The organism is Solwaraspora sp. WMMA2056 (assembly GCF_030345095.1).
In the GTDB taxonomy this organism is placed as follows: Bacteria; Actinomycetota; Actinomycetes; order Mycobacteriales; family Micromonosporaceae; genus Micromonospora_E.
The window spans coordinates 4,582,897-4,607,982 of the sequence record NZ_CP128360.1; the positions used below are offsets into that span (position 1 = coordinate 4,582,897).

General features: G+C 73.0%; 23 protein-coding genes and 1 riboswitch. Of the genes, 13 read left to right on the plus strand and 10 right to left on the minus strand.

The annotated features are described in order from the left end of the window. Positions 1–3 precede the first annotated feature (3 nt). The 7 genes from O7608_RS20635 to gcvP all read left to right on the plus strand — a co-directional run bounded on the left by O7608_RS20635 (position 4) and on the right by gcvP (position 7,248). Entirely contained in the window at positions 4–882 is an 879-nt protein-coding gene (locus O7608_RS20635; protein ID WP_289206173.1) for a DUF881 domain-containing protein, read from the plus strand. Between the two features lie 66 nt (positions 883–948). After that, positions 949–1,329, plus strand: coding sequence for a glycine cleavage system protein GcvH (gene gcvH / locus O7608_RS20640; RefSeq protein WP_289206174.1), 381 nt, complete (start codon positions 949–951; stop codon positions 1,327–1,329). 224 nt (positions 1,330–1,553) lie between these two features. Further along, complete coding sequence (gene odhI / locus O7608_RS20645; protein WP_289206175.1) at positions 1,554–2,006, plus strand: oxoglutarate dehydrogenase inhibitor Odhl; 453 nt, start codon at positions 1,554–1,556, stop codon at positions 2,004–2,006. A 119-nt stretch (positions 2,007–2,125) separates the two neighbouring features. Next, positions 2,126–2,830 (plus strand): transcriptional regulator FtsR, encoded by a 705-nt coding sequence (ftsR, locus tag O7608_RS20650; RefSeq protein WP_289210959.1) that lies wholly within the window; start codon positions 2,126–2,128, stop codon positions 2,828–2,830. A gap of 93 nt (positions 2,831–2,923) precedes the next feature. Continuing rightward, entirely contained in the window at positions 2,924–3,388 is a 465-nt protein-coding gene (locus tag O7608_RS20655; RefSeq protein WP_289206176.1) for a bifunctional nuclease family protein, read from the plus strand. Between the two features lie 175 nt (positions 3,389–3,563). Continuing rightward, positions 3,564–4,130, plus strand: a complete 567-nt coding sequence (locus O7608_RS20660) for a MerR family transcriptional regulator (protein WP_289206177.1) — start codon at positions 3,564–3,566, stop codon at positions 4,128–4,130. Between the two features lie 85 nt (positions 4,131–4,215). Next, positions 4,216–4,314: riboswitch (glycine riboswitch) on the plus strand. A 129-nt stretch (positions 4,315–4,443) separates the two neighbouring features. Then, positions 4,444–7,248 (plus strand): aminomethyl-transferring glycine dehydrogenase, encoded by a 2,805-nt coding sequence (gene gcvP / locus O7608_RS20665; protein ID WP_289210960.1) that lies wholly within the window; start codon positions 4,444–4,446, stop codon positions 7,246–7,248. 109 nt (positions 7,249–7,357) lie between these two features. Here the strand turns inward: gcvP and O7608_RS20670 are convergent, their stop codons facing one another. Next, entirely contained in the window at positions 7,358–7,558 is a 201-nt protein-coding gene (locus tag O7608_RS20670) for a DUF5999 family protein (protein ID WP_282229304.1), read from the minus strand. Between the two features lie 237 nt (positions 7,559–7,795). Here O7608_RS20670 and def point away from each other — a divergent pair, with 237 nt between their 5' ends. Beyond that, positions 7,796–8,299: a peptide deformylase gene (def, locus tag O7608_RS20675; RefSeq protein WP_289206178.1), complete on the plus strand. Its 504-nt coding sequence runs from the start codon at positions 7,796–7,798 to the stop codon at positions 8,297–8,299. Between the two features lie 7 nt (positions 8,300–8,306). Here the strand turns inward: def and O7608_RS20680 are convergent, their stop codons facing one another. From O7608_RS20680 to O7608_RS20690, 3 genes are read right to left on the minus strand one after another with little or no spacing between them, the layout of a single operon-like run. Beyond that, positions 8,307–9,515: an alanine racemase gene (locus O7608_RS20680; RefSeq protein WP_289206179.1), complete on the minus strand. Its 1,209-nt coding sequence runs from the start codon at positions 9,513–9,515 to the stop codon at positions 8,307–8,309. Beyond that, complete coding sequence (locus O7608_RS20685; RefSeq protein ID WP_289206180.1) at positions 9,512–11,209, minus strand: IucA/IucC family protein; 1,698 nt, start codon at positions 11,207–11,209, stop codon at positions 9,512–9,514. Before O7608_RS20685 ends, O7608_RS20680 begins: the two co-directional genes overlap by 4 nt. A gap of 53 nt (positions 11,210–11,262) precedes the next feature. Continuing rightward, the gene (locus tag O7608_RS20690; protein ID WP_289206181.1) at positions 11,263–12,867 is read right to left on the minus strand and encodes an IucA/IucC family protein; all 1,605 of its coding nucleotides are present in this window, start codon (positions 12,865–12,867) and stop codon (positions 11,263–11,265) included. Positions 12,868–13,078: 211 nt separating this feature from the next. Here O7608_RS20690 and O7608_RS20695 point away from each other — a divergent pair, with 211 nt between their 5' ends. After that, positions 13,079–13,867: an endonuclease/exonuclease/phosphatase family protein gene (locus tag O7608_RS20695; RefSeq protein WP_289206182.1), complete on the plus strand. Its 789-nt coding sequence runs from the start codon at positions 13,079–13,081 to the stop codon at positions 13,865–13,867. Here O7608_RS20695 and O7608_RS20700 read toward each other — a convergent pair. Beyond that, positions 13,854–14,876, minus strand: coding sequence for a tyrosine-type recombinase/integrase (locus O7608_RS20700; protein WP_289206183.1), 1,023 nt, complete (start codon positions 14,874–14,876; stop codon positions 13,854–13,856). The two genes, O7608_RS20695 and O7608_RS20700, sit on opposite strands and share 14 nt — an antisense overlap. A gap of 371 nt (positions 14,877–15,247) precedes the next feature. Here O7608_RS20700 and O7608_RS20705 point away from each other — a divergent pair, with 371 nt between their 5' ends. Beyond that, positions 15,248–15,745, plus strand: a complete 498-nt coding sequence (locus O7608_RS20705; protein ID WP_289206184.1) for a hypothetical protein — start codon at positions 15,248–15,250, stop codon at positions 15,743–15,745. Between the two features lie 42 nt (positions 15,746–15,787). Here the strand turns inward: O7608_RS20705 and O7608_RS20710 are convergent, their stop codons facing one another. Next, complete coding sequence (locus O7608_RS20710) at positions 15,788–16,516, minus strand: SDR family NAD(P)-dependent oxidoreductase (RefSeq protein ID WP_289206185.1); 729 nt, start codon at positions 16,514–16,516, stop codon at positions 15,788–15,790. A gap of 73 nt (positions 16,517–16,589) precedes the next feature. On the opposite strand from O7608_RS20710, the gene O7608_RS20715 reads away from it, so the two are divergent. Both O7608_RS20715 and O7608_RS20720 read left to right on the plus strand, forming a co-directional pair. Continuing rightward, positions 16,590–17,441, plus strand: coding sequence for a patatin-like phospholipase family protein (locus O7608_RS20715; protein WP_289206186.1), 852 nt, complete (start codon positions 16,590–16,592; stop codon positions 17,439–17,441). An 88-nt stretch (positions 17,442–17,529) separates the two neighbouring features. Next, complete coding sequence (locus O7608_RS20720; protein WP_289210961.1) at positions 17,530–18,234, plus strand: hypothetical protein; 705 nt, start codon at positions 17,530–17,532, stop codon at positions 18,232–18,234. A gap of 78 nt (positions 18,235–18,312) precedes the next feature. Here the strand turns inward: O7608_RS20720 and cydB are convergent, their stop codons facing one another. Next, entirely contained in the window at positions 18,313–19,311 is a 999-nt protein-coding gene (gene cydB / locus O7608_RS20725) for a cytochrome d ubiquinol oxidase subunit II (protein WP_289206187.1), read from the minus strand. Positions 19,312–19,329: 18 nt separating this feature from the next. Beyond that, positions 19,330–20,751, minus strand: a complete 1,422-nt coding sequence (locus tag O7608_RS20730; RefSeq protein WP_289206188.1) for a cytochrome ubiquinol oxidase subunit I — start codon at positions 20,749–20,751, stop codon at positions 19,330–19,332. A gap of 165 nt (positions 20,752–20,916) precedes the next feature. Between O7608_RS20730 and O7608_RS20735 the strand changes: the two genes are divergently transcribed. Next, complete coding sequence (locus tag O7608_RS20735; protein WP_289206189.1) at positions 20,917–21,750, plus strand: lysophospholipid acyltransferase family protein; 834 nt, start codon at positions 20,917–20,919, stop codon at positions 21,748–21,750. Positions 21,751–21,772: 22 nt separating this feature from the next. Here the strand turns inward: O7608_RS20735 and O7608_RS20740 are convergent, their stop codons facing one another. Continuing rightward, entirely contained in the window at positions 21,773–22,294 is a 522-nt protein-coding gene (locus tag O7608_RS20740) for a LuxR family transcriptional regulator (RefSeq protein ID WP_289206190.1), read from the minus strand. Beyond that, complete coding sequence (locus tag O7608_RS20745; RefSeq protein ID WP_289206191.1) at positions 22,291–24,873, minus strand: helix-turn-helix transcriptional regulator; 2,583 nt, start codon at positions 24,871–24,873, stop codon at positions 22,291–22,293. The genes O7608_RS20740 and O7608_RS20745 overlap by 4 nt, the downstream gene beginning before the upstream one ends. Between the last annotated feature and the right edge of the window lie 213 nt (positions 24,874–25,086).

A 25,086-nucleotide genomic window follows, 5' to 3' on the forward strand; every position in this document is an offset into this window, starting at 1 on the left:
GCGATGACGCAACGTAGGCAGACAGGGACCGGTTGGCCGCAGGAGGATGCTCCGGTGTCCGGGGCCGCCGCCACTGCCGCGCCGCCGGTTGTGCCGGGTGAGGGTTCGGTCGCAGCGGGTGGGGCGGTGCCTTCCGATGGCGGTGGTGATGGCGGTAACGGTGGGTCGGTGCGGGCGCGGTGGTCGCGGATGGCGGCCTCACCGGCGGGGTTGATCATTGTGGGGCTGTTGGTGCTGCTCGGGTTCACCCTGGTGGTGCAGGTGCGGAGTAATTCCACGGATCCGACGTTGACGGCCGCCCGTCAGGAGGACCTGGTGCGGATCCTGTCGGATCTGGAGGCGCGTGAGGAGCGCCTGCGGCAGGAAATCGCGGAGCTGGAGGAGAGCCAGCGGCAGTTGACCTCGGGTGCGCAGGGTCGGGCGGCGGCATTGGCGGAGGCGTCGCGGCGGGCGGACGAGTTGGGTGTGCTCGGCGGTGGTCTGCCGGCGCAGGGGCCGGGTCTGCGGGTGCGGTTCGTGGCGGGTCGGGAGCCGATCCGGGCGTCGGAGTTGTTGGACGCGGTGCAGGAGTTGCGTGGGGCGGGTGCGGAGGCGATGCAGATCGGTGGGGGTGACGGCCGGTCGGTGCGGGTGGTGGCGAGTACGTACTTCCTGGATGGCGATGGTGGAGTGGAGGTCGACGGGGTGCGGTTGACCGGCCCGTACGAGGTGGTGGCGATCGGGGATCCGTCGACGATGCGCACGGCGTTGAACATTCCGGGTGGGGTGGTGGCGTCGGTGTCGGGTGACGGCGGTACGGTGATCGTCGAGGAACGCGATGTGGTCGATGTGTCGGCCACGAGCGCCCCGATCCAGTTGCGTTACGCGCGTCCGGTCTCCTGACCGGGCGGGTGCCCCGCTCCGGTGGGGGTTGTCAGTGGTGTGCTGCTCAGAGGTGAGGGACCGGCCGTGATTCCAGAGGATCTGCGGTATACCGCGGAGCATGAGTGGGTGGCGGGCGACGACGCCGGCGCCGTGCGGGTGGGGGTCACTCATTTCGCGCAGGACGCGTTGGGTGACATCGTGTTCGTCGAGTTGCCGGCGGTCGGTTCCGAGGTTTCGGCGGGTGAGCCGTGTGGCGAGATCGAGTCGACCAAGAGTGTGTCTGAGATCTACGCGCCGGTGAGTGGCACGGTGGTGGCGTGCAACGAGGCGCTGGTGGACGCGCCGGAGACGGTCAATTCGGACCCGTACGGGGCGGGTTGGCTGATGCGGGTGGAGCCGTCGGATCCGCAGGCGTTGGGCGGGTTGCTCGACGCGGCGGCGTACCGGGAGCTCACCGAGCGCTGACGGGTGTCCGGGGGGCGTTGTATCGTGTGCCCGCGAGTCTTGTTGACCCTAGTTTTCGGCGCTGGCTAGGCTCGCCCAGTCGTCCGAGAAGCCAACTACAGTCGAGCGTTGCGGAGTAATTGCCGTACCGGCATGGGGGAGCTTGCGCCTTGCGATCCATCAAGGGTTGGTGGCTTGCCCGACAGACCCGACGCGAACCGAACAACAGATCCGTGAGGTGGTCCATGACTCGCCCAGACGACGAGTTCCCCCCGCTCGACGTCACGTCGACGTTGAATCTCGGTTCGCTCGATGAAGTGTTGGAGGGGCCGGACGCCGATGTGGTGCCGAGCCGGATGTCGGGTTCGCTGCCGCCAGGGATGGCGTTGCTGGTGGTGCGGCGGGGTCCGAACGCGGGGGCCCGGTTCCTGTTGGACCATGATGTGACGACGAGCGGCCGGCATCCGGACAGTGACATCTTCCTGGACGATGTGACGGTGTCGCGGCGGCACGCGGAGTTTCACCGTGACGTCGGTACCTTCACCGTGCGCGATGTGGGTAGCCTGAATGGCACCTATGTCAATCGTGAGCGGGTGGAAGCGGCGACCCTGAGCAATGGTGACGAGGTCCAGATCGGTAAGTTCCGGCTGGTCTTCATCGCTGGTCCGCGGCCGGACGAGGAGGCTGGCCGCGGCTGATGCCGGGGTGCGTGCGGAGGTGGTGCCGTGCGTGGTGTGGCTGACGCCGGTGGTGAGCCGGGGGTGTCGTGGTGAGTGAGCAGGCGGCGGCCCGGGATGGTGTGACCTCGGCGCCGTTGATGAGTATCGGTGAGGTGCTGGCCGAGTTGCGTCCGGATTTTCCGGACACGACGATCTCCAAGTTGCGGTTCCTCGAGGCTGAGGGGCTGGTGGAGCCGCGGCGTACCCCGTCGGGTTACCGCAAGTACAGCTGGGAGGACGTGGCCCGGCTGCGGTTCGTGTTGACGGCGCAGCGGGACCAGTATCTTCCGTTGCGGGTGATCCGGGAGCAGTTGGCGCGTCAGGATGCCGAGGCGGGTCCGGCGGCGGGTCGGACCCGGCCGGCGTTGGTGGCGGTGGGGCCGTCCGGTGAGGTGCCGGGTCGGCCGCCGCCGGTGCCGGCTCCGGCGGCGCAGTCGCGGTGGAGCCGCACGGAGCTGTTGGAACGTAGCGGTCTGGAGTCGTCGACGCTGGCTGAGGTGGAGCGGCTCGGTCTGGTCGTGGCGGATGCGCCCGGCTGGTACGACGCGGACGCGGTGGTGATCGCGTCGGCGGTGGCCGGGTTGTTGCGGCACGGGTTGGAGGTGCGGCACCTGCGGGCGGTGCGGGCGGCGGCGGACCGGGAGGTCGGGCTGTTCGCGCAGTTGGTGGCACCGTTGGCGCGGCAGACCGATCCGGCGGCGCGGGCGCGGGCGGCGGAGACGGCCACTGAGCTGGTCGGTTTGTCGCAGCGGCTGCATGCGGCGTTGGTGCGCTCGGGGTTGCGCCCGACGGTGGGCCGGTGAGCTGGCGGGCGTGGCCGGACGGTTGCGCGGTGGTCCGTGTACCGTGCAGGGAGGGCCGGAAGCGGGTTTGGTGACGACGACACGGAGGCGGCGGTGCGTGAGCTGAGCGTGGTCGGGGTGCGGGTGGAGTTGCCCACCAACCAGCCGATCGTGCTGCTGCGTGAGGTCGACGGGGACCGCTATCTGCCGATCTGGATCGGTGCGGTGGAGGCCACTGCGATTGCCTACGAGCAGCAGGGGGTGAAGCCGGCCCGGCCGTTGACGCATGATCTGTTGCGGGACATCCTGGCGGCGTTGCGGGCGCCGTTGCAGGCGGTGGAGATCACCGAGTTGAAGGACAACGTGTTCTACGCGGATCTGGTGATCGGTGACAGTGTGCGGGTGTCGGCGCGGCCCAGCGATTCGATCGCGTTGGCGTTGCGGGTGGGTGCCCCGATTCGTTGTGCTGAGCAGGTGCTCTCCGAGGCGGGCATCGTCATTCCGGATGAGCAGGAGGACGAGGTCGAGAAGTTCCGGGAGTTCCTGGATCAGGTGCGTCCGGAGGATTTCGCGGGGTGAGGTCGTGCACCGGGTCGGGTGATCCGGTGTACGGGTGCGCGGGGCGTGGCCGCGGGTGTGCGGCGTGTCGCGTGGTCAGTTGCCTGGTACGGCTCCCAGCTGGCGTTAGGCTGGCCTTGTCGATGGGCTCATGTTCCGTCCCGGGTGTGGGCCGCACTGACGGGGAGGTTTCGGTATGCCCGCGCAGCGAGAGCCGGATCCGGGGTCGTCTGATCATGTGGACGGTGTCGGGCCGGATGAGGATCTGGTCGGCTACCGCGGCGTGACGGCCTGCCACGCGGTCGGCATCAGTTACCGGCAGTTGGACTACTGGGCGCGTACGGCGTTGGTGGTGCCGAGTGTGCGTGACGCGGCCGGGTCGGGTTCGCAGCGGCTGTACTCGTTCCGCGACCTTGTGGTGTTGAAGGTGGTCAAGCGGCTGTTGGACGCCGGGGTGTCGTTGCAGAACATCCGGAAGGCGATCGACACGTTGCGGTCGCGGGGGGTGGCGGATCTGGCCGGGATCACGTTGATCTCGGATGGGACGACGGTGTACGAGTGCCGGTCCCCGGAGGAGGTCGTGGATCTGCTGCAGGGCGGCCAGGGCGTGTTCGGGATCGCGATCGGCGGTGCGTTCAAGGAGATCCAGGGGTCGTTGTCGCAGTTGCCGGCGGAGCCGGCGGTGACGGAGCCGGCGCAGGAGCCGCCGGTGGCCGCCGGTGACGAGTTGGCGGCGCGGCGGGCGCGCCGGCGGGCCGGCTGAGTGGCCCCGCAGGGGTTGTTTTCGTGGTGGTGATCGAGGTCACCGCAGCGGCGTCGGTAAGTTGCCGGTAGCGTAGGTGCCGCTGTGCACCCGTGTGGGAGAGATCGTCCGCTGGTTCGGCGGGCGGCGCCGAAGGGGCAAATCCTCCCCGGAACCTCTCAGGCAGAAGGACCACGCGGGTTGGCGACTCTGAAGGCGGCGTAGCTGACAGAGGGGGAGGTTGCGTGTCGACCTCTGCCCCGGGAGCCGCCTGGTGTCTGTTTCGTTTCCGTACCCTGACCTGTCGGCGACGGTGTCCGAGCCGGCGGGGGAGTTGACGTTCGCCGATCGGCACATCGGCCCGGATCCGGCGGCGCAGCGTCGGATGCTCGACGTCGTCGGGTACGCCAGTGTCGACGATCTGATGGACGCGGCGATCCCGGAGGTGATCCGGTGGCGGGACCGCCTCGACCTGCCGGAGCCGCTCAGTGAGCCGCAGGTGACGGCGGCTCTGCGGGCGATGGCGCAGGCCAACACCCCGGCGGTGTCGATGATCGGTCTGGGGTGTCACGGCACCCACATGCCGGCGGTGATCCGCCGCAACGTGTTGGAGAACCCGGCCTGGTACACGGCGTACACGCCGTACCAGCCGGAGATCAGCCAGGGCCGGTTGGAGGCGTTGCTGACGTTCCAGACGATGGTGTCGGAGCTGACCGGGCTGGCGACGGCGAACGCGTCGATGTTGGACGAGGCGACGGCGGCGGCGGAAGCGATGACGGTGGCGCGGCGGGCGTCGAAGTCCACCAGCGACGTGTACGTGGTGGACGCCGACGCGTTGCCGCAGACGGTCGCGGTGCTGCGGACCCGGGCGGAGCCGCTCGGTATCGACGTGCGGGTGTGCGATGTGGCGGCGGGTCTGCCGGCGGAGTTCTTCGGTGTGCATCTGCAGTGGCCGGGGGCGTCGGGCCGGGTCCGTGACGACGAGGCGGTGATCGCGGCGGCGCACCGGGTGGGTGCGCTGGTGACGGTCGCGGCGGATCTGTTGGCGTTGACGCTGCTGCGTCCGCCGGGGGCGTGCGGCGCCGATGTGGCGGTCGGCACGTCGCAGCGGTTCGGGGTGCCGATGGGGTTCGGTGGCCCGCATGCGGGCTATCTGGCGGTGCGGGCCGGGTTGGAACGGATGCTGCCGGGTCGGCTGGTGGGGGTGTCGCGGGACGCGGCCGGCGACCGGGCGTACCGGTTGGCGTTGCAGACCCGGGAGCAGCACATCCGGCGGGAGAAGGCGACGAGCAACATCTGTACGGCGCAGGTGCTGCTGGCGGTGCTGGCGGCGATGTACGCCGTGTACCACGGGCCGCAGGGGCTGCGGGCGATCGCGGCGCGCACGCACGCGTCGGCGGTGCGGCTGCGCGCCGGGTTGGCCGCCGGTGGGGTACGGGTGGGCGACTGGCCGCTGTTCGACACGGTGACCGCGACGGTGCCCGGCGAGGCGGCGCGGGTGGTGGCGCGGGCGGCGCAGCGGGGCGTGAACCTGCGGCTGGTGGACGCCGACACGGTGGCGGTGTCGTGTGACGAGACGACGACGCCGCAGCACCTGGCGGTGGTGTGGGCGGCGTTCGGGGTGGCCGGCCACGACGGTGACGTGGCGGCGGCGATTCCGCCGCAGTGGCGGCGTACCGACGAGTTCCTCACCCACGAGGTGTTCCACGCCTACCGCAGTGAGACGGCGATGATGCGGTACCTGCGGCGGCTGGCGGACGTCGACTACGCCCTGGACCGGGGCATGATCCCGCTGGGGTCGTGCACGATGAAGCTGAACGCGGCGGTGCAGATGGAGCCGGTCAGTTGGCCGGGGTTCGCCGAGGTGCATCCGTTGGCGCCGGCGGAGCAGACGGCCGGGTACCGGCAGCTGATCGGCGAGTTGGAGGGCTGGCTGGCGGAGGTGACGGGCTACGACGCGGTCAGTGTGCAGCCGAACGCGGGGTCGCAGGGGGAGTTGGCCGGGTTGCTGGCGATCCGCGCGTACCACCGGTCGCGGGGGCAGGGGCAGCGGACGGTGTGTCTGATTCCGTCGTCGGCGCACGGCACGAACGCGGCGAGCGCGGTGATGGCGGGCATGCGGGTCGTGGTGGTGGGCTGCGATGTCGACGGCAACGTGGACGTGGCCGACGCGCAGCGGCTCATCGACGCGCACCGGGACACCTTGGCGGCGATCATGGTGACGTATCCGTCGACGCACGGGGTGTACGAGGACGGCATCGCGGATCTGTGTGCCCGGGTGCACGACGCCGGCGGCCAGGTGTACGTCGACGGGGCGAACCTGAACGCGTTGCTGGGGTACGCCCGGCCGGGCCGGTTCGGCGCGGACGTGTCGCATCTGAATCTGCACAAGACGTTCTGCATTCCGCATGGTGGTGGCGGCCCGGGGGTGGGTCCGGTGGCGGTGCGGGCGCATCTGGCGCCGTTCCTGCCGGCGGATCCGCTGGTCGAGGGTGCGGGGCCGGTGATTTCGGGGTCCCGGTACGGGTCGGCGGGGATTCTGCCGATTCCGTGGGCGTACCTGCGGTTGATGGGTGCCGACGGGCTGGTGCGGGCGACCGGTTCGGCGGTGTTGGCGGCGAACTACGTGGCGGCGCGGCTGCGGGGACATTTCCCGGTGCTGTACGCCGGTAACAAGGGTCTGGTGGCGCACGAGTGTGTGTTGGATCTGCGGCCGTTGACGAAGGCGACCGGGGTGACGGTGGAGGACGTCGCAAAAAGGCTGGTCGACTACGGGTTCCACGCGCCGACGATGTCGTTCCCGGTGGCGGGCACGTTGATGGTGGAGCCGACCGAGAGTGAGGACCTGGCGGAGCTGGACCGGTTCTGCGCGGCGATGATCGCGATCCGGGCGGAGATCGACCAGGTGGCGCAGGGGGTGTGGCCGGTGGCGGACAGTCCGTTGCGGCAGGCGCCGCACACGGCGGCGATGGTGGTCGCCGATGACTGGTCGCTGCCGTATCCGCGGTCGGTGGCGGCGTTTCCGGCCGGTCAGGCCGCCGGTGGCAAGTACTGGCCGCCGGTGCGGCGGGTCGACGGCGCCTATGGCGACCGGAATCTGATGTGTGCGTGTCCGCCGCCGCAGGAGTACGGCGATTGACGCCGGTGTCGCGGCGGGTGGGCGCGGTCACCGGGCGGCGGGTTCGCCGCCCGGTGCGGCACCTGAGGGGAGGATCGGCTCGACGGTGAGCCTTCGAGGGGCGGCGCGGTCAGGCGGCGAGAGCGTGCCGGGCGGGGCCGCGGTGTGGGGCGATGCTGCTGCCGTCGGGGAGCAGTTCGCCGGTGTCCTCGAACACGATGACGCCGTTGCAGAGCAGGCTCCAGCCCTGCTCGGGGAAGCAGGCGATCACGCGGGCCGCTTCACGGTCGGTGGCGTCTGACGAGGGACAGGTCGGTTGGTGCTGGCACATCGGGATCTCCGGACTGTGGGGGCGCTGTGTCATGGTTCACATGACCAGTGATGAACGTTACCAAGCCGAACGACACCGTTCCGGGCCAGTGACGGCCTGCCGACGCAAGAATCCACCCTTCGGCCGAGGCAGGTCGAACCGATCGGCCTGGAAGCGCTCCCATGAAGACCCGTCGCCAACCTGCACACACCCGCCCGCGTCGCCGGTGACCGACCGGCCGCCACTAACCTGACAGCCATGACGATGCGCCCGATCCGGATCATCGGCGACGCCGTGCTGCGAAGCCCCGCCGAACCCGTCACCACCTTCGACCGGTCCCTGCGCGACCTCGTCACCGACCTGATGGACACCCTGCTCGGCGCCCCCGGCCGCGCCGGCGTCGCCGCACCCCAGATCGGCGTGGGCGCCCGCGTGTTCGTCTACGACGCCGACGGCCACCGCGGCCACGTCGTCAACCCCCACCTGCACCCGGCCGACGACACCGACATCGACACCGACGACGAAGGCTGCCTGTCCATCCCCGGCCTGTACTTCCCGACCCCACGCGCCCGCCACGCCCGCGTCGACGGCGTCGACCAGCACGGCGAACCCGTCACCATCACCGGCACCGGTTTCCTCGCCCGCGCACTGCAACACGAAACCGACCACCTCGACGGCCGCCTCTACGTCGACACCCTGCGCGGCGACACCCGCCGACGCGCCCTCCGCGAGATCCGCGCCGCCCACTGGACACGCCACTGACCCCGCCTCACACCACCACCACCCGCGGATACGGATGCCGCAGGAAATCGTGGTGCGAGATGTCCCACCCGTAGGCGCCCGCCCGGTCGAACACCACCACGTCACCGATCCGCAGCCGCCCCACCACCTGCCCCCGGCACAACACGTCCCGCGGCGTACACAACTCACCCGCCACATCCACCGCGGCCCCCGCCACCTGCGCCCGCGCGAACGGGTACGGCCACCGCCGCACCGGCACCACCGCGAACGGATGGTCGTAACCCCACGCCGCCGGCAACCGGAAATGATGCGTCCCACCCCGCACCACCGCGAACCACCGGCCCTGCGTGCACTTCACATCCACCACCTGCGCCGCGTACCAGCCCGCGTCCGCCGCCAACCACCGACCCGGCTCGAACACCAGCCGCAGCCCCGCCGGCAGCACCAACCCCGCCAACCCCGCACCGAACGCCGCCAGATCGAACCGGCCACCACCGACGTAGTCCACCCCGAACCCGCCACCCACGTTCACGTACTCCACCGCCACCCCCAACCGGCGACCCGCCGCCACCGCCCACGCCACCGCCGCCACCACGAACCGCGCGTGCGCCACCGCGTCCAGGTTGTTCGACACCGCGTGCAGGCTGAACCCCACCAGCCGCACCCCCGACAACCCCGCCGCCGCCGCCACCACCTCACCCAGCTGCGCCTCGTCCACCCCGAACTGCGTCGCCACCCCCGCCATCGCGTGACTACCCGACAACCCGCCACCCGGCCGGTTCACCCGCACCGCCACCGACACCCGCCGACCCGCCGCCCGCGCCACCACATCCAACCGCCGCAACTCCGACACACTCTCCACGTTCACCAACGCACCCGCCGCCACCGCCGCCACCAACTGCCCATCGGTCTTACCCGGCCCACCGAACACCACCTGCCGCGCACCCGCCGCCACCGCCACCGCCAACTCACCCCCCGACGCCACCTCCACCCCGTCCAACTCCCGCGCCAACTCCGCCACCACCGCCGGATGCCCGTTCGCCTTCATCGCGTACAGCACCTGCGCCCCCGCCGGCAGCACCGCCCGCAACCGCCGCGCCGCCCCCCGCAACACCGACCGGTCGTACACGTACGCACACACCGGCTCCTCCGCCGCCGCCAACCCGGCCACCACCGCCGACACCGAACCCGGCAGCCGCACCACCCGGCCACCACCCGCCACCTCGCCCCCGGTCACCGCGCCACCCCCGGCCCGCCACCGGAGAACCCCACATCCGAAATCGGATTCCGCACCGGCACATACAGGTCACCCGACCCCGCCAACCGCATCCGCACCAACGCCTTGTGCGCCACCAGCGACGCCGTGAACGCCGCATGATCCTCCGCCGCCCACCCCGCACACCCCCGCTCACCCCGCAACACCTCGTACGTCTCGTCCACCACCGACCGCACCACCCGCCACGCCGCCACCTCGTCCACCCCGAAGCCATCCACCACCGACCGCACCAGCTCACCCACATGCGCCTGCAACAGCGTGTACCCCACCTTCGCCCGCATCACCGCCACATCGTCGGTGGCCACCACCGACCCCGGCGCCAGTCCCACCGACACCCCCGCCGCCGCCAACCGCGGCCCCGCCAACCGCAACCCCGCGAAATCCCGCACCACCAACCGGAACGGCACCCCACCGCGAAACGTCGGAAGACAGTTCTGCAGATGCGCCTCCAACGCCACCCCGAACCGGGTCGCCAACCGCAGCACCGGCGGCACCACCACCCCGACGTACGCCGCCACGAACCCCAACGCCGCCGCCGCCCCCACCAACCCCCGCACCCGGCCGAACGCCGCGACCCGCGCCGCCAACTCCCGACCCGTCACCAACGCCACCCCCGGCACCGCCACCTCACCCGGCACCAGCCGGCCCACCAGGCCCTCCCGTCCGATAGCCGACACATCCCGGCCCGACCCCACGGTCACCGCCGCCCCCACCGCCTCCGGCAACAACACCAACCGCGCCGACGCCACCTCGTCGTCGGCCACCACCGACGACAACACCGACGACAACACCGGCCCGTTACGGGTACTCGCCACCGAAATCGTCCGCCGCGTCGACGTCACCTGAATGTCCAACGACACCTTCAGATACCGCCGCCTCCCGTCGACACCCGCCGGCAACAGCACCGTGCGCACCGCCGCCGTCGGCACCGCCGACACCACCTGCGGCAACAACCGCACCACCCCCGCCGCCACCAGATCGGCGTACCGGCGCGCCACCACCCGCGACCCCTGCCACACATGCACCGGCTGCACCACCCACCCCGGCGGCGCCGCCGGCACCTGCGGATACCACCGCCGCAACCACGCCCCCACATCGTCACCCACATGCAGATCCCGCCGCACCGCCACGAACCCCACCCGCGTCGCCGCCGACCCCACGTCATGCGCCACCGCGTCCGCCACCGACCACCCCAACCGGGTACGGCCACACGGATGCAGATTGTGACCCGTCACCGCCTGCCGCTCCGCCCACACCGCCCACCCGTCCGGCCCGCCCACTCCATCCGGCTCATCCGCCACCGGCGGACGCGCCGCCGCCACCGCCAGATGCACCACCGCGTCAGTCAACTCCGCCGCCAACGCCCACCCCCGCCGCGCGGCCAGCAACTCCACCGGCAACACCGCCCACGGATCCGCCACCCACCGCTCATCCACCACGAACCGGTCGAACCCGTACCACCGACCCCGCCCACCCCACACCGCCCGCGCCGCCCCCACATCCTCCCGACACAACGCGTCGACCAACCGCGCCGCCACCACCCGCGCCGCCCACGGCACCGCCGCCCGGAACCCCACCACCCACCCCGGCGCCACCACCCGCAACTGCTCCTGCGCCGACTCCACCGCCGCCGCCAACCCCACCGACCCCCGCACACACCCACACGACCGGCCCACCCCCGCCCAGTCACCCGCCCCCACCGGACCGCTCACCGCCACGGCGCCAACGGACCCGCCACCCACGCCCACCGCACCGCCAACGGATCCGGCGCCAACCGCATCGACAACGTCGCCTTCACCGGCCACCGCTCACCGAACACCGCCCCCGCCACCCGACCCCGCGCCCCCGCCGGCAACCCCGCCACCGCCTCCCGCACCACCACACCCACCCGCTGCCACAACCGCCCCGGCGCCACCCCGAACTCCCGCGCCAGCACCGCCACCGGCTCACCCACCGCCACCCCCACCGCCGCCAACGCCGTCACCACCACCTCCGCCGAATCCTCCGCCACCACATCACCAGCCAACGACGGCACACCCACGCCCGCCGCCGCCAACCCCACCGAATCCACCCGCACACCCCCCACGTCCCGATACCAGGCAGCCACCAGCCGCCCCGACCGCCACACCAGCACCACGTTCTGCCCATGCGCCTCCAACCCCACACCCCAACCCAGCATCGCCACCACCGGCGCCACCACCACCCGCGCCAGATCCGCCACGAACCCCACCGGATCTCCGCCGTACCCGGCCCGCACCAACCCCGCCACCACCGACCCGCCACCCGGAGCACCCACCGGCGCCGCCAACGCCGCCACCGGCATCACCTGCACCCCCGGCGCCACCCGCGGCACCCGCCGCCGCACCACCGCCAACGACCGACACGCCACCCCGTCCACCAGCACGGCACCCGCCGCCACCTCCGGCAACACCGCGAAACCCGGCACCCGCCGCGCCAACCGCGACAACACCGCCGTCAACACCGGACCGTTACGCACCGCCGCCTCCGACACCGTGCGCACCGCCGACGTCATCTGCACATCCACCGCCGTCTTCCACTGCCACGACCCACCCGACACCGGCACCACCGTCCGCAACGACATCAACGGCCGCACCGGCACCACCCGACCCGTCGGACGCAACCACGGATACGCGCCCAGCACATGCTCCCGCTGCCACGGATGCACCGGCAACAACGGCGCCAACCCCGACCCGGTCGTCAACCACCGCCCCGGCGGCACCGCCACCAACTCCACCGGCACCACCGGCCGATGCTCCGGCGCGTACCGCAACACCTCCGACGTCGACATCCCCACCCGGGCCCGACACCCCGGATGCACCGGATGCCCGTCGACCACCACCTGCTCCCACCCCACCGGCGACCGCGTCAACCCCACACCCGCACCACCCGTACGCCGTACCGCCACCGCCCGCGCACCCCGCGCCAACGCCATGTTCGCCACACTGTTGTCCAACTCCGCCGCCACCGGCCCGGCACCCGCCAGCCCCAGCACCGTCAACAGCCGCCCCGGATCAGTCACCACCTCCGACCCCACCGTCACCGCCAACCCCGGACCGGCCGCGGCGAACAACTCCGCCGCCGCCGCCGGACCCACCACCGCACGCCCATCAGCCAGCGTCACCGTCAACCGGCCGTCGCCCACCCGCCGACCAGCCACCTCCGTCACCGGTTCCCGCCCCACCGCACCCCACAGCCGGGCCAGCACCGCCGCCCGCGCCCCCGGCACCGCAGCCTCCACCGCCGACACCAGCTCCGGCCGGCACCCCCGCAACGCCGACACCGTCGCCGTCACATCCGGACACCGCTCACCCGACACCGCACCCCCCATTCCCACGACGCCACCCGCCACGCCAGGAACACCTGCGCCCACCCTCACCGGCCCCGCCGCCGCCGCACCCACACCCCCCACCAGCCCACCGCCACGAACAGCAACGACGAGCAGCACAACGCCTTCACCACCATCCCGACACCCTCCCACAACCCGCACCCCGTAGGGTGCTCACGTGCGCATGGCCACCTTCAACCTGCTGCACGGACGTTCACCCCACGACGGCCAGGTCGACCCCCACCGGATCACCACCGCCATCACCAACCTCGACGCCGACATCCTCGCCCTGCAGGAAGTCGACCGCGGCCAACCCCGCAGCGCCCACCACGACCTGACCGCGCTCGCCGCCGCCGCCCTGGCCGCAGCCACCCACCGCTTCGCCGCCGCCATCGTCGGCACCCCCGGCGACACCTTCCGTGCCCCCCACCACGACCACGACGGCCACGACGAACCCTGCTACGGCGTCAGCCTGATCAGCCGCTACCCGGCCCGGCACTGGCAGATCACCCGGCTCGACCCCGCCCCGGTGCGCTCACCCGTCCTCGTCGCCGACCCGACACCCCGGCTGCTGCTGTTACGCGACGAACCCCGCGTCCTGCTCACCGCCGTCCTGGACACCCCGCACGGGCCCGTCACCGTCGCCGCCACCCATCTGTCCTTCGTTCCCGGCTGGAACGTGCGCCAACTACGGGCCGTCACCCGTTCCCTGCGGGCGCTGCCACCACCACGGCTGCTGCTCGGCGACCTCAACCTTCCGGCCGGGCTGGCCGCCGCCGTCACCGGCTGGCAGCCACTGGCCCGCCGGCCCACCTACCCCACACCGCGACCCCGCGTCCAACTCGACCACATCCTGCTCGACCCACACGGCGCGCCACCGGCCCTGACCACCGTCACCCACGTCGCCACCCCCGCGCTCGACGTCTCCGACCACCGGCCGCTCGTCGTCACCGTCACCGGTCGGTGACCGGTGACGCATCCGTCACCAGCCGCTGCAGCGACCGGTTCGACCGGTTGGCCCGCACCGCCGCCCGCTGCTGGTCGGCCGTGACGTCGATGTAGTGCTGACTCGCCGTCAGGCTCGCGTGGCCGAGTAGCCGCATGATCTCGGCGGCGTTGGCGCCGTCCTCGGCCAACCGGGTGGCGAACGTGTGCCGCAGCGCGTGCAGCGCCGCGCCACGGGGTACCCGCTCGACGATCCCGGCCCGCCGGAAGCACGACCGCACCAGATACTGCAGCCCGCCCCGGCGCAGGGCATCCCCGGCCCGGTCGACCAGCAGGGCACCGTCGGGGCGTACCGACCGGGGTCCGAAGCGTCGTCGCCGACTGGCGAGGTAGCCGGCGATCGCGGCGTCCAGAGCGGGCTCCACCGGCACGGTCCGGAACCGTCCGCCCTTGCCGGCCACCTCGAGACGTCGTTCGCCGTCACGGCCGGTCATCGACCCCACCCGCAGCGCCAGCAGCTCACCGAGACGCAGGCCGGCGCAGAGCGCCAACGCGACGACGGCAAGGTCCCGTTCCGGCCAGGGATCGCGTTGGCGCTCGTCGCCGCGGGCGGCGGCTGCCAGCAGCGTTTCCGGGGTCTCCTCGCCGCGCAGCGGTTTCGGCACCGGCAGCGGAGCGCGGGGCCGCCCGACGGCGGGCATCGGATTGCCCGCCACGGCGCCTTCGGCGACCAGGAAAGTGAAGAACGAGTTCCAGGTCGACCAGGCGCGGTGCACCGAGGCGGGGGAGCGGGGAGCGGCGAACCGGGCGAACGCCGCCCGCAGCTGTCGCTGCCCGACGGCACTCAGCGGCAGCTGCGCGGCGGTCGGGGTGGTCGCGTCGGCGGGGGAGTCGTCGACGATCAGTCGCAGTACGGCGGTCAGGTCGCGGCGGTAGGCCTGCAGGGTGTGGGGGGAGGGCTTACGGGAGGCCCGGTCGGTGAGGAAGTCCTCGACCGCCTGACCCATCAGATAATCCGACAAATCGTGCATAACGGATATTATGCATCACTTCTCGCGGTGCGGCCAGAGCGGCGGGGCGAGTGCGGCAACCCACGCCCACGGCCAGGGAAGGTGCTGACGCGCCGTCGGATGCGCCCGTGACGGGCCGCCGCAGGGAAGGTCGCCGGGCGGCCCGTCACGGGCGACGACCGGTCACGCCGCGACGCGGCGACGGCGGACGGCTGCCAGCCGCCGGAGCTGCCGCATCAGCGACGGCGGCGCAAGTCTCGATGAACCGGCCAGCTGCCATCGGCCTGCGTTCCGACCCGGGCCCCGAACGCAGGACTCCACCACTCGCTAGTTGACATAATGTACATTATCGAACCAGTACGGGGATCGTCGTCGAGCCGTACCATCGACGGGTGCGCACCCGTCGCCGGACCCTGCTGTCGGCCCTCGTCCACAGCGCGCTGCTCGCCGGCTGCGCCCCGTACGGACAGACCGCCGACTACCCGTGGTACACCGACGCCGAGGCGCTCTACGCCGCCGCCGACCTGATCGTCGTCGGCACCCCCGACGGCGGCGAACGCCGCGACGTCACGATCTCCAGTGACGGCGACACCATGGCGCACCAGGTCTTCAGCGTCACCGTCTCCCAGGTGTTCAAAGGCGACGCCGCGACGGGCACCACGGTCCTGGTCAAACAGACGCTCGACGAGGCCCGGTCCGCCGACTCCGGGCTGGTCGACGGTCAGCCGGCGCTGCTGTTCCTCGAGGTGTACGACGACGTGCCGACGTCGCTGCTCAACCCGGACCAGGGCTGGTACCGGATCGATCCTTCCGGGGAACCGACGCCGCTGCCGGGCAATCCGGTGCCGGTGTCCCTGACGCAGCTCGCCCGGTTCGCGGATCGGCCGTGAGCCAGGGCCTGCCGCTGGCCGCTGGGCGGTCCGCCGGCCGGGTCACAGGCCGCCGGCGACCCGGATCACCGTCCCCGTGGTGTAGGACGCCTCGTTGCCCAGCAGCCAGGCGACGGCACCGGCGATCTCCTGCGGCTGCCCGGCCCGGCGCAGCGGCACCATCGGCGCGACCCGGTCCGGTCGGTTCGGCTCACCGGACAGGGTGTGGATGTCGGTGTGCACGGTGCCGGGAGCGACGCCGTTGACCCGGATGCCCCGGGGGCCGAGCTCCTTGGCCAGACCGACGGTGAGGGCGTCGGTGGCGGCCTTGACGGCGGCGTAGTGGACGTACTCGCCGGGGCTGCCGAGGGTGGCGGCGGCGGACGAGACGTTGACGATGGCGCCGCCGGCGCCCATCCGGCGGGCGGCCTGCTGGGCGCAGAGGACGTACCCGATGAGGTTGACGTCCACGACCCGGCGCAGGTCGTCGACGGTGAGGTCGACGAAGGGTCCGATCCGGCTGGTGACGCCGGCGTTGTTGACCAGGCCGGTGAGCGCGCCGAGGTCGGCGGCGGCGTCGAACAGCGCGGCGACCCCCGCCGGATCGGTGGTGTCGACGGCGACCGTGACCGCCCGGCGGCCCGCCGCCTGCACGTCGTCGCGGACCGCGTGGGCGGCGGCGGCGTCGCGCCGGTAGCCGATGACGAGGTCGTGTCCGGCGGCGGCGAGGCGGCGTACGGTGGCCGCGCCGATCCCCCGGCTGCCGCCGGTGACCACGGTGACCGGTGCCATGGTGTCTCCTCTCCCCTGCGGTGTGTCGTCGGCGGTGACGTTACCGCCGACGTCGCGGGGCAATAGGACAGGTATGGCGGGTAGGCGTGCGGTGGTGCTGGGCAGCGGCGGGGTGACCGGGGTGGCCTGGCAGATCGGGGTGTTGGCCGGGTTGGCGCGGGCCGGGGTGGAGTTGGGCGTGGCGGATCTGGTGGTCGGTACGTCGGCGGGCGCGGTGGTGGGTGCGCAGCTGCGCTCGGGGGCGGATCTGGATCAGTTGTACGCGGGGCAGCTGGTGGCCGGTGAGCCGTCGACGGACCGGATGGGTCCGGGTGCGGTGTCGTGTCTGCTGTGGGCGGCGGTGTGCAGCGGGGACGGGCGGCGGGCGCGGGCGCGGATCGGCCGGTACGCGGCGGCCTTCGCGGCGGGGTCGGCGGTGTCGCGGCGGCCGGTGTTCGAGGAGGCGTTGCCGGTGTGGTCGTGGCCGGAGCGGCCGTTGTGGGTGACGGCGGTGGACGCCGAGACGGGTGAGCTGGTGGTGTTCGACGGGTCACGGCCGGGGGTGGACCTGGTCGACGCGGTGTCGGCGAGTTGCGCGGTGCCGGGGGTGTGGCCGCCGGTGGTGGTCGGTGGGCGGCGGTTGATCGACGGTGGGATGTGGTCGGCGGCGAACGCGGATCTGGCGGCGGGGTACGCGTCGGTGGTGGTGTTGGCGCCGATCACGTGGGGGTTGGGCTGGTTGGCACCGGTGGCGCGGCAGGTGGCGGGGTTGTCGGGGCAGGTGGTGGTGGTGGTGTCGCCGGACCGGGCGGCGAGGCGGGTGATCGGGCGGCGGTTGCTGGATCCGGCGCGGCGGCCGGGTGCGGCGCGGGCGGGGTGGCGGCAGGGGTCGGCGGCGGCCGGCCAGGTGGGTCGGGTGTGGTCGGGTGGTGCCGCGTCGGGGTGAGCGGGGGTGGTGGGGTGCGGTCGGCGGTGTCGGCGGCGGCTGGTAGGAAGGCAGCACTCAAACAGGTGTACGGACGGAAAGGGTGCTGATGGTTGCCGCGGGCGCTGGTGCGGGTGGGTTGTCGGACGAGGAGTTGGGGGTGATCCGGGAGGCGGTGGCTGCTGGGCGTAAGCCGAAGGTGATGTTCACCGAGTCGGCGGGGCAGATCGCCGGGCAGGTGGGTCAGGTGGTGGGCCTGGCGGATCCGGCGGTGTCCGACGAGTGGGTGGTGGTGCGGTTCGGTCGTGACGAGTTGCCGTTCTCCCCCGGTGATCTGGTGGTGGCGCCGCGGGGTGCGGGTGCGCGGCGGCCGGCGGCGGAGCCGGTGGTCGACCCGGTGCCGGTGGTGCCGGAGCCGGAGTTCAAGTTGGGTGAGCCGCCGGTGGTGGTGCCGGCGCGGCGGGAGCAGGTGGAGGAGTCGACGGTGGACGAGGGTGCGCAGCGCCCGGCGCGTCGGGCGGCGAAGGCGGTGAAGCCGAAGGCGCCGGCCGGGTTGACGGTGACGTTGGCGTATGCCGACGGTGAGTGGACGGTGGCGGCGGCGCAGGGCGCGAAGGCGTTGGCGAAGCCGTACGTGATCCGGCCGGCGGAGGCGTTGAAGATGGTGGCGTTGGTGGATGTGCCGGGGGTGCATGAGGCGGTGGAGCAGATCCTGGCGTCGGAGCGGGCCGAGGCGCAGCGGCAGGCGGAGAAGTTGCGGGCGGAGTTGGCGGAGGTGGAGGCGCGGTTGGCGGAGTTGCCGGAGGTGGGTTGACGTCGGGCCTGTGGGTGGTGCCCCCGGTGGTTGGTCGCGCCGGGGGCACCGTCGTGTGCGGGTCGGTGGCTGGTGGAGTCAGTGGCTGGGTTGGTCGGTGACGTGGACGCGGTGGCGGAACACCCAGTAGGTCCAGCCCTGGTAGAGCAGGACGACGGGGGTGAGTGCGGCGGCGACCCAGGTCATGATCGTCAGGGTGTAGGTGGTGGAGGCGGCGTTGGTGGTGGTCAGGGTGCCGGCGGGGTCGCCGGTGGAGGGTAGGACGGTCGGGAACAGGGCGGTGAACAGGGCGGCGACGGCGAGGCCGATGGCGGTGGCGGTGCCGGTGAAGGCCCAGCCTTCGCGGCGTACCTGGTTGGCGGCCAGGCCGGCGACGAGGGCGAGGGCGGCGGTGACGGCGAGGACGACGGCGGTGGGGTTGGCGCGGATGGTGAGGGTCCAGGTGAGGAATCCGACGGCGAGCGCGGCAGCGGTCAGGCCGGTCCAGGTGGCGACGCGGCGGGCGCGGTGGCGCAGGTCGCCGGTGGTCTTGAGGGCGAGGAAGACGGCGCCGTGGGTGACGAACAGGGCGGTGGTGGTGGCGCCGCCGAGCAGGGCGTAGGGGTTGAGCAGGGTGAGCAGGGTGCCGGTGTATTCGTGGTCGGCGTCCAGGGGTACGCCGCGCACGATGTTGGCGAAGGCGACGCCCCAGAGTGCGGCGGGTAGCAGTGAGCCGATGAAGATGGCGTTGTCCCAGCGGCGGCGCCAGTGGGGTTCGTCTCGTTTGTCGCGGTATTCGAAGGCGACGCCGCGCAGGATGAGGGCGATGAGGATGAGCAGTAGCGGTAGGTAGAAGCCGGAGAACAGGGTGGCGTACCACTCGGGGAAGGCGGCGAACATGGCGCCGCCGGCGGTGATGAGCCAGACCTCGTTGCCGTCCCAGACGGGGCCGATGGTGGTGATGGCGGCGCGTCGTTCGGGTTCGGTGCGGCCGATGAGGCGGGCGAGGATGCCGACGCCGAAGTCGAAGCCTTCGAGGATGAAGTATCCGGTGAAGAGTACGGCGATGAGCCCGAACCAGACGGTGGTGAGTTCCACGAGGGGTCTCCGGGGTGGTCAGTGGGTGGCGGCGAGGGGCCGGTCGAGGGTGGTGTCGTCGTCGGTGTCGTCCGGTGGGGGTGGGTCGGTGAGGTCGGGCAGTCCGTTTCGGGCGTAGCGGATGAGGAGCTTGACCTCGATGACGGCGAGGGTGGCGTAGATGAGGGTGAAGGCGGTGAAAGAGGTGAGGACTTCGGTGAGGGAGACGCTGCGGCTGACGCCGTCGCGGGTGAGCATTTCGCCGAAGACGATCCAGGGTTGGCGGCCCATTTCGGTGAAGATCCAGCCGAAGGTGTTGGCCAGTAGTGGTAGGACGGGCAGGGTGAGGCCGGCGCGCAGCAGCCAGCGTCCGGTGGGGGTGCGGCCGCAGCGGGTGGTCCACAGGGCCCAGAGGGCGATGGCGGCGGTGGCGAGGCCGAATCCGATCATGAAGCGGAAGCTCCAGTAGGTGACGGGGATGATCGGGGTGTAGTTGCCGGGGCCGTACTGGGCGGCGTACTGGGCCTGCAGGTCGTTGATGCCCTGGACCTGGCCGGTGGGGTCGCCGGTGGACAGCCAGGACAGCAGGTACGGGATCTTGAGGGCCCAGATTTCGCGGCTGCCGTCGAGGGTGCCGACGGTGACGACGGAGAAGGAGGCGGGGCTTTCGGTGGTGTAGAGGCCTTCGGCGGCGGCCATCTTCATGGGCTGGACCTGGGTCATGATCTTGCCTTGGATGTCGCCGGTGATGATGACGGCAGCGGTGGCGGCCAGGGTGGTCCAGGCGCCGATCTTGGTGGCGGTGCGGAAGGCGGGGGTGTCGGGGCCGTCGGGGTGGCGGATGAGGTGCCAGAGGGCGACGGCCAGGACGAGGGCGCCGGCGACCATGAAGCAGCCGGCGAGGGTGTGCGGGAAGGTGATGAGGGTGACCTTGTTGGTGAGTACGGCGATGAAGTCGGTGAGTTCGGCGCGGCCGGTGTCCGGGTTGATGCGGTAGCCGACGGGGTTCTGCATCCAGGAGTTGGCGGCGAGGATGAACCAGGCGCTGATGATGCTGCCGAACGAGGCGAGCCAGATGGTGGCCAGGTGCAGGGCTTTGGGGAGCCGGTTCCAGCCGAAGATCCACAGTCCGAGGAAGGTGGATTCGAGGAAGAAGGCGAGCAGGGCTTCGATGGCCAGGGGTACGCCGAAGATGTCGCCGACGAACCGGGAGTAGTCGCTCCAGTTCATGCCGAACTGGAATTCCTGGACGATGCCGGTGACGATGCCCATGGCGAAGTTGATGAGGAACAGTTTTCCGTAGAACTTGGTGAGTTTGAGGTAGCGGTCGTCGCCGGTGCGGTGCCAGGCGGTCTGCAGGATGGCGACGAGCAGGCTGAGGCCGATGGTGAGTGGGACGAACAGGAAGTGGTAGACGGTGGTGACACCGAACTGCCAGCGGGCTATGTCGAGCGCGTCCACGGCTCCCCCATCTAGTTACTACAAGGCGTAGTACATACTACAACCTGTCGTGGAACGGGCCAGGGGCGGTGGTCCCGACGGGAGAGGGCCGTCGGTCCCGACCCTCGCGGGACGGTCGGCACGGGGCGCCCGTGGCGGGCCGGACTGTGCGACGATCGACCGCTGATGGACACCCCCACTCCCCCTGCCCCGACGCCCTGGCGGCCGCCGCCGCTGTGGCGGCTGCTGCAGGTCGCCGCCCGGATCGTCGTCGGGCTGCTCGCCCGGCTGCGGGTCACCGGCGACGTACCGGACGCGCTGCGGCACGGACCGCTGATCCTGGCCGCCAACCACATCAGCCCGTTCGACCCGGTCGCGCTCGCCGCCGCCTGCCGCGTGCGGCGGGTCGCCCCCCGGGTGCTCGCCACCGGCGGGCTGTTCCGGGCCCCGGTGGTCGGCCCGGTGATGCGCCGCGCCGGGCACATCCGGGTCGACCGGCGCACCGACACCGTCGCCCAGGCGCTCGACGCCGCCGTGGCGGCCGTCGCTGGCGGCGCGGTGGTCCTGGTCTACCCGGAAGGGCGCATCGGTCTCGACCCGTGGATGTGGCCCGAACGCGGCCGCACGGGTACCGCGCGGCTCGCGCTGGCCAGCGGCGCGGTGGTGGTGCCGGTGGCCCAGTGGGGGGCCCACGAGGTGCTGCCGTGGGCGGCACCCCGCGGCCTGGGCCGCGCGGTGCTACGGGCGGTGCTGCGCCGCCCGGTGGTCCGGGTCCACTTCGGCGCCCCGGTGGACCTGTCCGGGGTCGACCCGGCGCGGCCGGGCGCCGCGCAACGCGCGACCCAACGGATCATCGACGCCCTCACCGACGAGTTGGCGGCGTTGCGCCCGGACGAGCCGCAGGCACCCCGGCACGTCGACGTGACCCGACCGGTCGACGTGAGTCGGCGACACCGCCGGGGCCGGGTCGACGCGGCGGACGACGCCCCGGCCGCCGGCCAGGCACCGGACGGCGGCTGACGGCGCCGTACCCGGTGCCGGTTCAGCGGGAGCGTTGCCGCAGGTAGGCCAGGACGGCCTCGCGGGTGGTGCGGACCCCGAACGCCGCGCGGGCCTGCGCGATGCGGCGGTTCGCGGTCCGCAACGACAGGAACTCGGCGGCGGCGGCCGCGGCGATCGTCTCGCCGTTGGCGAGCCGGTCGAGCAGGGCCCGCTGCTCCGGCACCAGGACGGAGTCGACCGGTGACGCTGGCGGGCCGACGTCACCGTGGCGCAGCACCGGGCCGAGCCGGCCGAGGTCGTCGACCAGGGCCCGACCGACGTCGCCGCCCGGGTCGACCACCGCGACGACGGCGGCACCCCGGGCGGCGGCCAGCGCCACCAGGGCCACGGTGTCGGCGTCGGTGACCCGGCCGTGCAGGGCCAGTCGGGCGGCGGTCAGGTCCCAGGCGGCCTCGGTCAACGCGAAGCCTTCCCGGACGGTCCAGCCGTCGCGGGCGAGCCGCCGCAGAACGGCGTTCGCCTCGGTGGAGCTGGACAGGACGTAGCGCGGCGGTGCGCTCATCGGTCGGTCTCCATGGCCAGGGCGGCTGCTTCGGTGCGGGTGCGGGCACCGAGTTTACGCATCCCGGCCCGGACGTGGGTTTCCACGGTTTCGGTGGAGATGCCGAGTTGGCCGGCGATGCGGCGGGTCGGCTCGCCCTGGGCGACCAGCCGCAGCACGTCACGTTCCCGGCCGGTGAGCAGCTCACCGTCGCGGGTGCCCCGGTCGTCGCGGCGTACCGCGTGCCGGCGCAGCGCACGTCGGCAGCGGCCCAGCAGTACGACCAGGCCGGCGCGCGCGGCGATGCGTTCCGCGGCGAGCAGGGCGGGCACCGCGCGGTGCGGGTCGGCTTCGTGCAGGCCCTGGGCGAGCAGGCAGCGGACCTGTTCGCGAACGCTGACGTCGGGCCAGGTGGCGGCGGCGGCGCCGAACCGGCGCGGGTCGGCCGTCGACCAGGCGGCCAGCGTCGCCGCTACCGGTGCCGGCAGCGTCGGTGGTGTCCCGGCGGCCGGCGGCGGTGTCACCGTGGGGGTGTCGTGGGCGGCCCAGTGGGCGGTGATCCGCCGCAGTCCGTCGACCAGCGGTGACGCGCTCGGCGCAGCGGCGGCACCGGTGGTCGGGTCGGTGCCGGCAGGCGCGGCGGCTCTGTCGGGTTGACCGTCGAGCCAGGCCGCTTCCCGGGCGACCCAGTCCAGCAGGCCCGGCGGCGGCGCGGTCGCGGTGGTGGCGGCGGCGAGCCGGGCCCGGGCGGCCGCGAGCAGTCCGCCGTCGGCTTCGAGCAGGCCCGCCGTGGCGGTGGCGTAGCGGTGGGCGGTGGCGGGCAGGGTGCGGTCGGTGAGGTCGGCGGCGGCGCGCAGCAGCGCGTCGGTGGCGGTGGGCAGTGTGTCGGTGGGTGCGGGCGGGTCGTCGCCGACCGGGCCGGGCTGGTCCCCTGCCGACGGTTCACCGCGCAGTGCCAGGCACCACAGGCGGGCGGCGAGGAAACGGGTCTGCCAGCTGTAGGCCAGGTCGGCGGCGCAGGCGGCCGCGGCGGCGGTGGCGGCGTGCGCGGCCTCGGCGAGCCGGCCGTCGCCGGTGAGGGTCTCGACCAGCTGCCAGGCGCTCCACCGGGCGGTCAGCAGGTCGCCGTCGGCGGCCGCCGAGGCGGCGGTGCCGGCGAGCCGGTGTTCCCAGCCGGGGGTGCGGTCGGCGGCGGCGACGGCGGCCAGCGCCGCGCGCAGGCCGACGTGGGTCGGCGTGGCGCCGTGGCGGGCGGTGACGGCGGCGGCACGGCGGGCCGCCGCCGTCGGGTCGACGGCGAGGTCGGCCAGCAGCAGCACCCGGTCGGCGGTCGCGGCGGGCGGCGACGTGGCGGCCGGGTGGTCGGTGACGCGGGCGGCCAGGGCGGCGGCGGTGGCGCGGGCGGCGGCGAGCTCCCCGGCCTGCAGCAGCGCTTCGGCGCGCAGGGCGGCGACCTCGTCGCTGACGTCGGAGTCGGCGGCGTCGAGCAGGGTCAGGGCGTGGCGGGGCCGGCCGGTGGTCAGGGCGGCCCGGGCCGCGTCGAGCCGCACGGTGGCGGTGGCGGCGGGCTGGTCGCAGGCGAACAGCAGCGCCTCGGCGCGGGCGCCGCCGGTGGTGGCGTCGGCGGCAGCGGTCACGGCCCGCTGGTAGGCGGCGTCGGTGTCGCCGGCGGCGGCGAGGTGCCGGGCGGCTTCCAGAGGGTCGGTGACCAGGTCGGCGAGGCGTCGGTGCAGGGCTCGGCGGCTGGCGGCGTCGAGCAGGCCGGCGGCCACGTCGGCCTGGTACGGCGACACCGGGGTGATCAGGCCGGTGGCGGCGGTGACCAGGCCGGCGTCGGTGAGTTCGGCGACGCCGTCGCCGAGAGCGGCGGCGGGTGCCGGCCGGCCGAGCAGGCCGAGGGCGGCCAGGGCGGTGCGGGCCGGCCGGGTGAGGTCGGCCAGGGCGGCGGCGACGGCGTAGGCGACCTGGTCGAGGTCGGTGGTGTCGGGTGGCGGCGGCGAGGTGCGGGCGGTGCGGTGGCGGGCCAGGGCGGTGGCGGCCAGCGGGTTGCCGCCGGCGCGTCGGGCCAGGTCGGTGACGGTCGCCGGGTCCAGGCCGGGGGCGGTACGGCGGATCAGGTCGGCGGTGGCCGTCGGGTCCAGCGCCGGGAGCGCCAGCCACAGGGCGTCGCCGTCGCGCAGCGGGTCGATGGCGGCGGCGGGCAGCGGGTGCGGGGTGCGCAGGGCGACGACGACCCGGCAGTGGCGGGCCACGGCGGGCAGGGCGGCGACGGTGACCGGGTCGGCCCACTGCAGGTCGTCGAGGACGAGCAGGCCGTGGCGTACCCGGGAGCGGACCGCCTCGGCGAGCAGCGCCACGTCGTGGGTGGGTAGCCGGACCCGCAGGGCGTGGCTGAGGGGGAACGCGGGGACGTGGCGCAGGGCGGTGAGAGCGCCGCCGGGGTGGACCGGGCCGGGCGACGCCGTGGCGACGCGGCGCAGCGTGGTGGTGCGGCCGCTGCCGGGCACGCCGGTGATGACGACGAGGCCGGGGCGGGTGAGCCGGGCGGCGGCGGCCGCCGCCACGTCGGTGGCGTGAGCGCCGTCGGCTGGTTGCCGCACCCGTCCTCCCCCGCTTTTCCGGCTCGTGGCCCTCCCCGGGCGAAGGTGGCACGAACATGGGATCCTGCGCCGGAGAGGATATTCGTACTGTGGATGTCGGTGGTGGGCGCACCACCGCGTGCCGTGCTGTCGGGAGGACGACCAGCGAGATGAGCGGGTACCACCGTTGGGCGTGGCGTCATTGTCGCCGACCCTGTGGGGCGGTGACCAATC

Coding starts and splice junctions, on each gene's coding strand:
- O7608_RS20635 (WP_289206173.1), top strand. CDS start 4: ATGACGCAACGTAGGCAGACAGGGACCGGTTGGCCGCAGGAGGATGCT.
- odhI (WP_289206175.1), top strand. CDS start 1,554: ATGACTCGCCCAGACGACGAGTTCCCCCCGCTCGACGTCACGTCGACG.
- ftsR (WP_289210959.1), top strand. CDS start 2,126: ATGAGTATCGGTGAGGTGCTGGCCGAGTTGCGTCCGGATTTTCCGGAC.
- O7608_RS20660 (WP_289206177.1), top strand. CDS start 3,564: ATGCCCGCGCAGCGAGAGCCGGATCCGGGGTCGTCTGATCATGTGGAC.
- O7608_RS20670 (WP_282229304.1), bottom strand. CDS start 7,558: ATGTGCCAGCACCAACCGACCTGTCCCTCGTCAGACGCCACCGACCGT.
- def (WP_289206178.1), top strand. CDS start 7,796: ATGACGATGCGCCCGATCCGGATCATCGGCGACGCCGTGCTGCGAAGC.
- O7608_RS20700 (WP_289206183.1), bottom strand. CDS start 14,876: ATGCACGATTTGTCGGATTATCTGATGGGTCAGGCGGTCGAGGACTTC.
- O7608_RS20710 (WP_289206185.1), bottom strand. CDS start 16,516: ATGGCACCGGTCACCGTGGTCACCGGCGGCAGCCGGGGGATCGGCGCG.
- O7608_RS20715 (WP_289206186.1), top strand. CDS start 16,590: ATGGCGGGTAGGCGTGCGGTGGTGCTGGGCAGCGGCGGGGTGACCGGG.
- O7608_RS20720 (WP_289210961.1), top strand. CDS start 17,530: ATGGTTGCCGCGGGCGCTGGTGCGGGTGGGTTGTCGGACGAGGAGTTG.
- O7608_RS20735 (WP_289206189.1), top strand. CDS start 20,917: ATGGACACCCCCACTCCCCCTGCCCCGACGCCCTGGCGGCCGCCGCCG.
- O7608_RS20740 (WP_289206190.1), bottom strand. CDS start 22,294: ATGAGCGCACCGCCGCGCTACGTCCTGTCCAGCTCCACCGAGGCGAAC.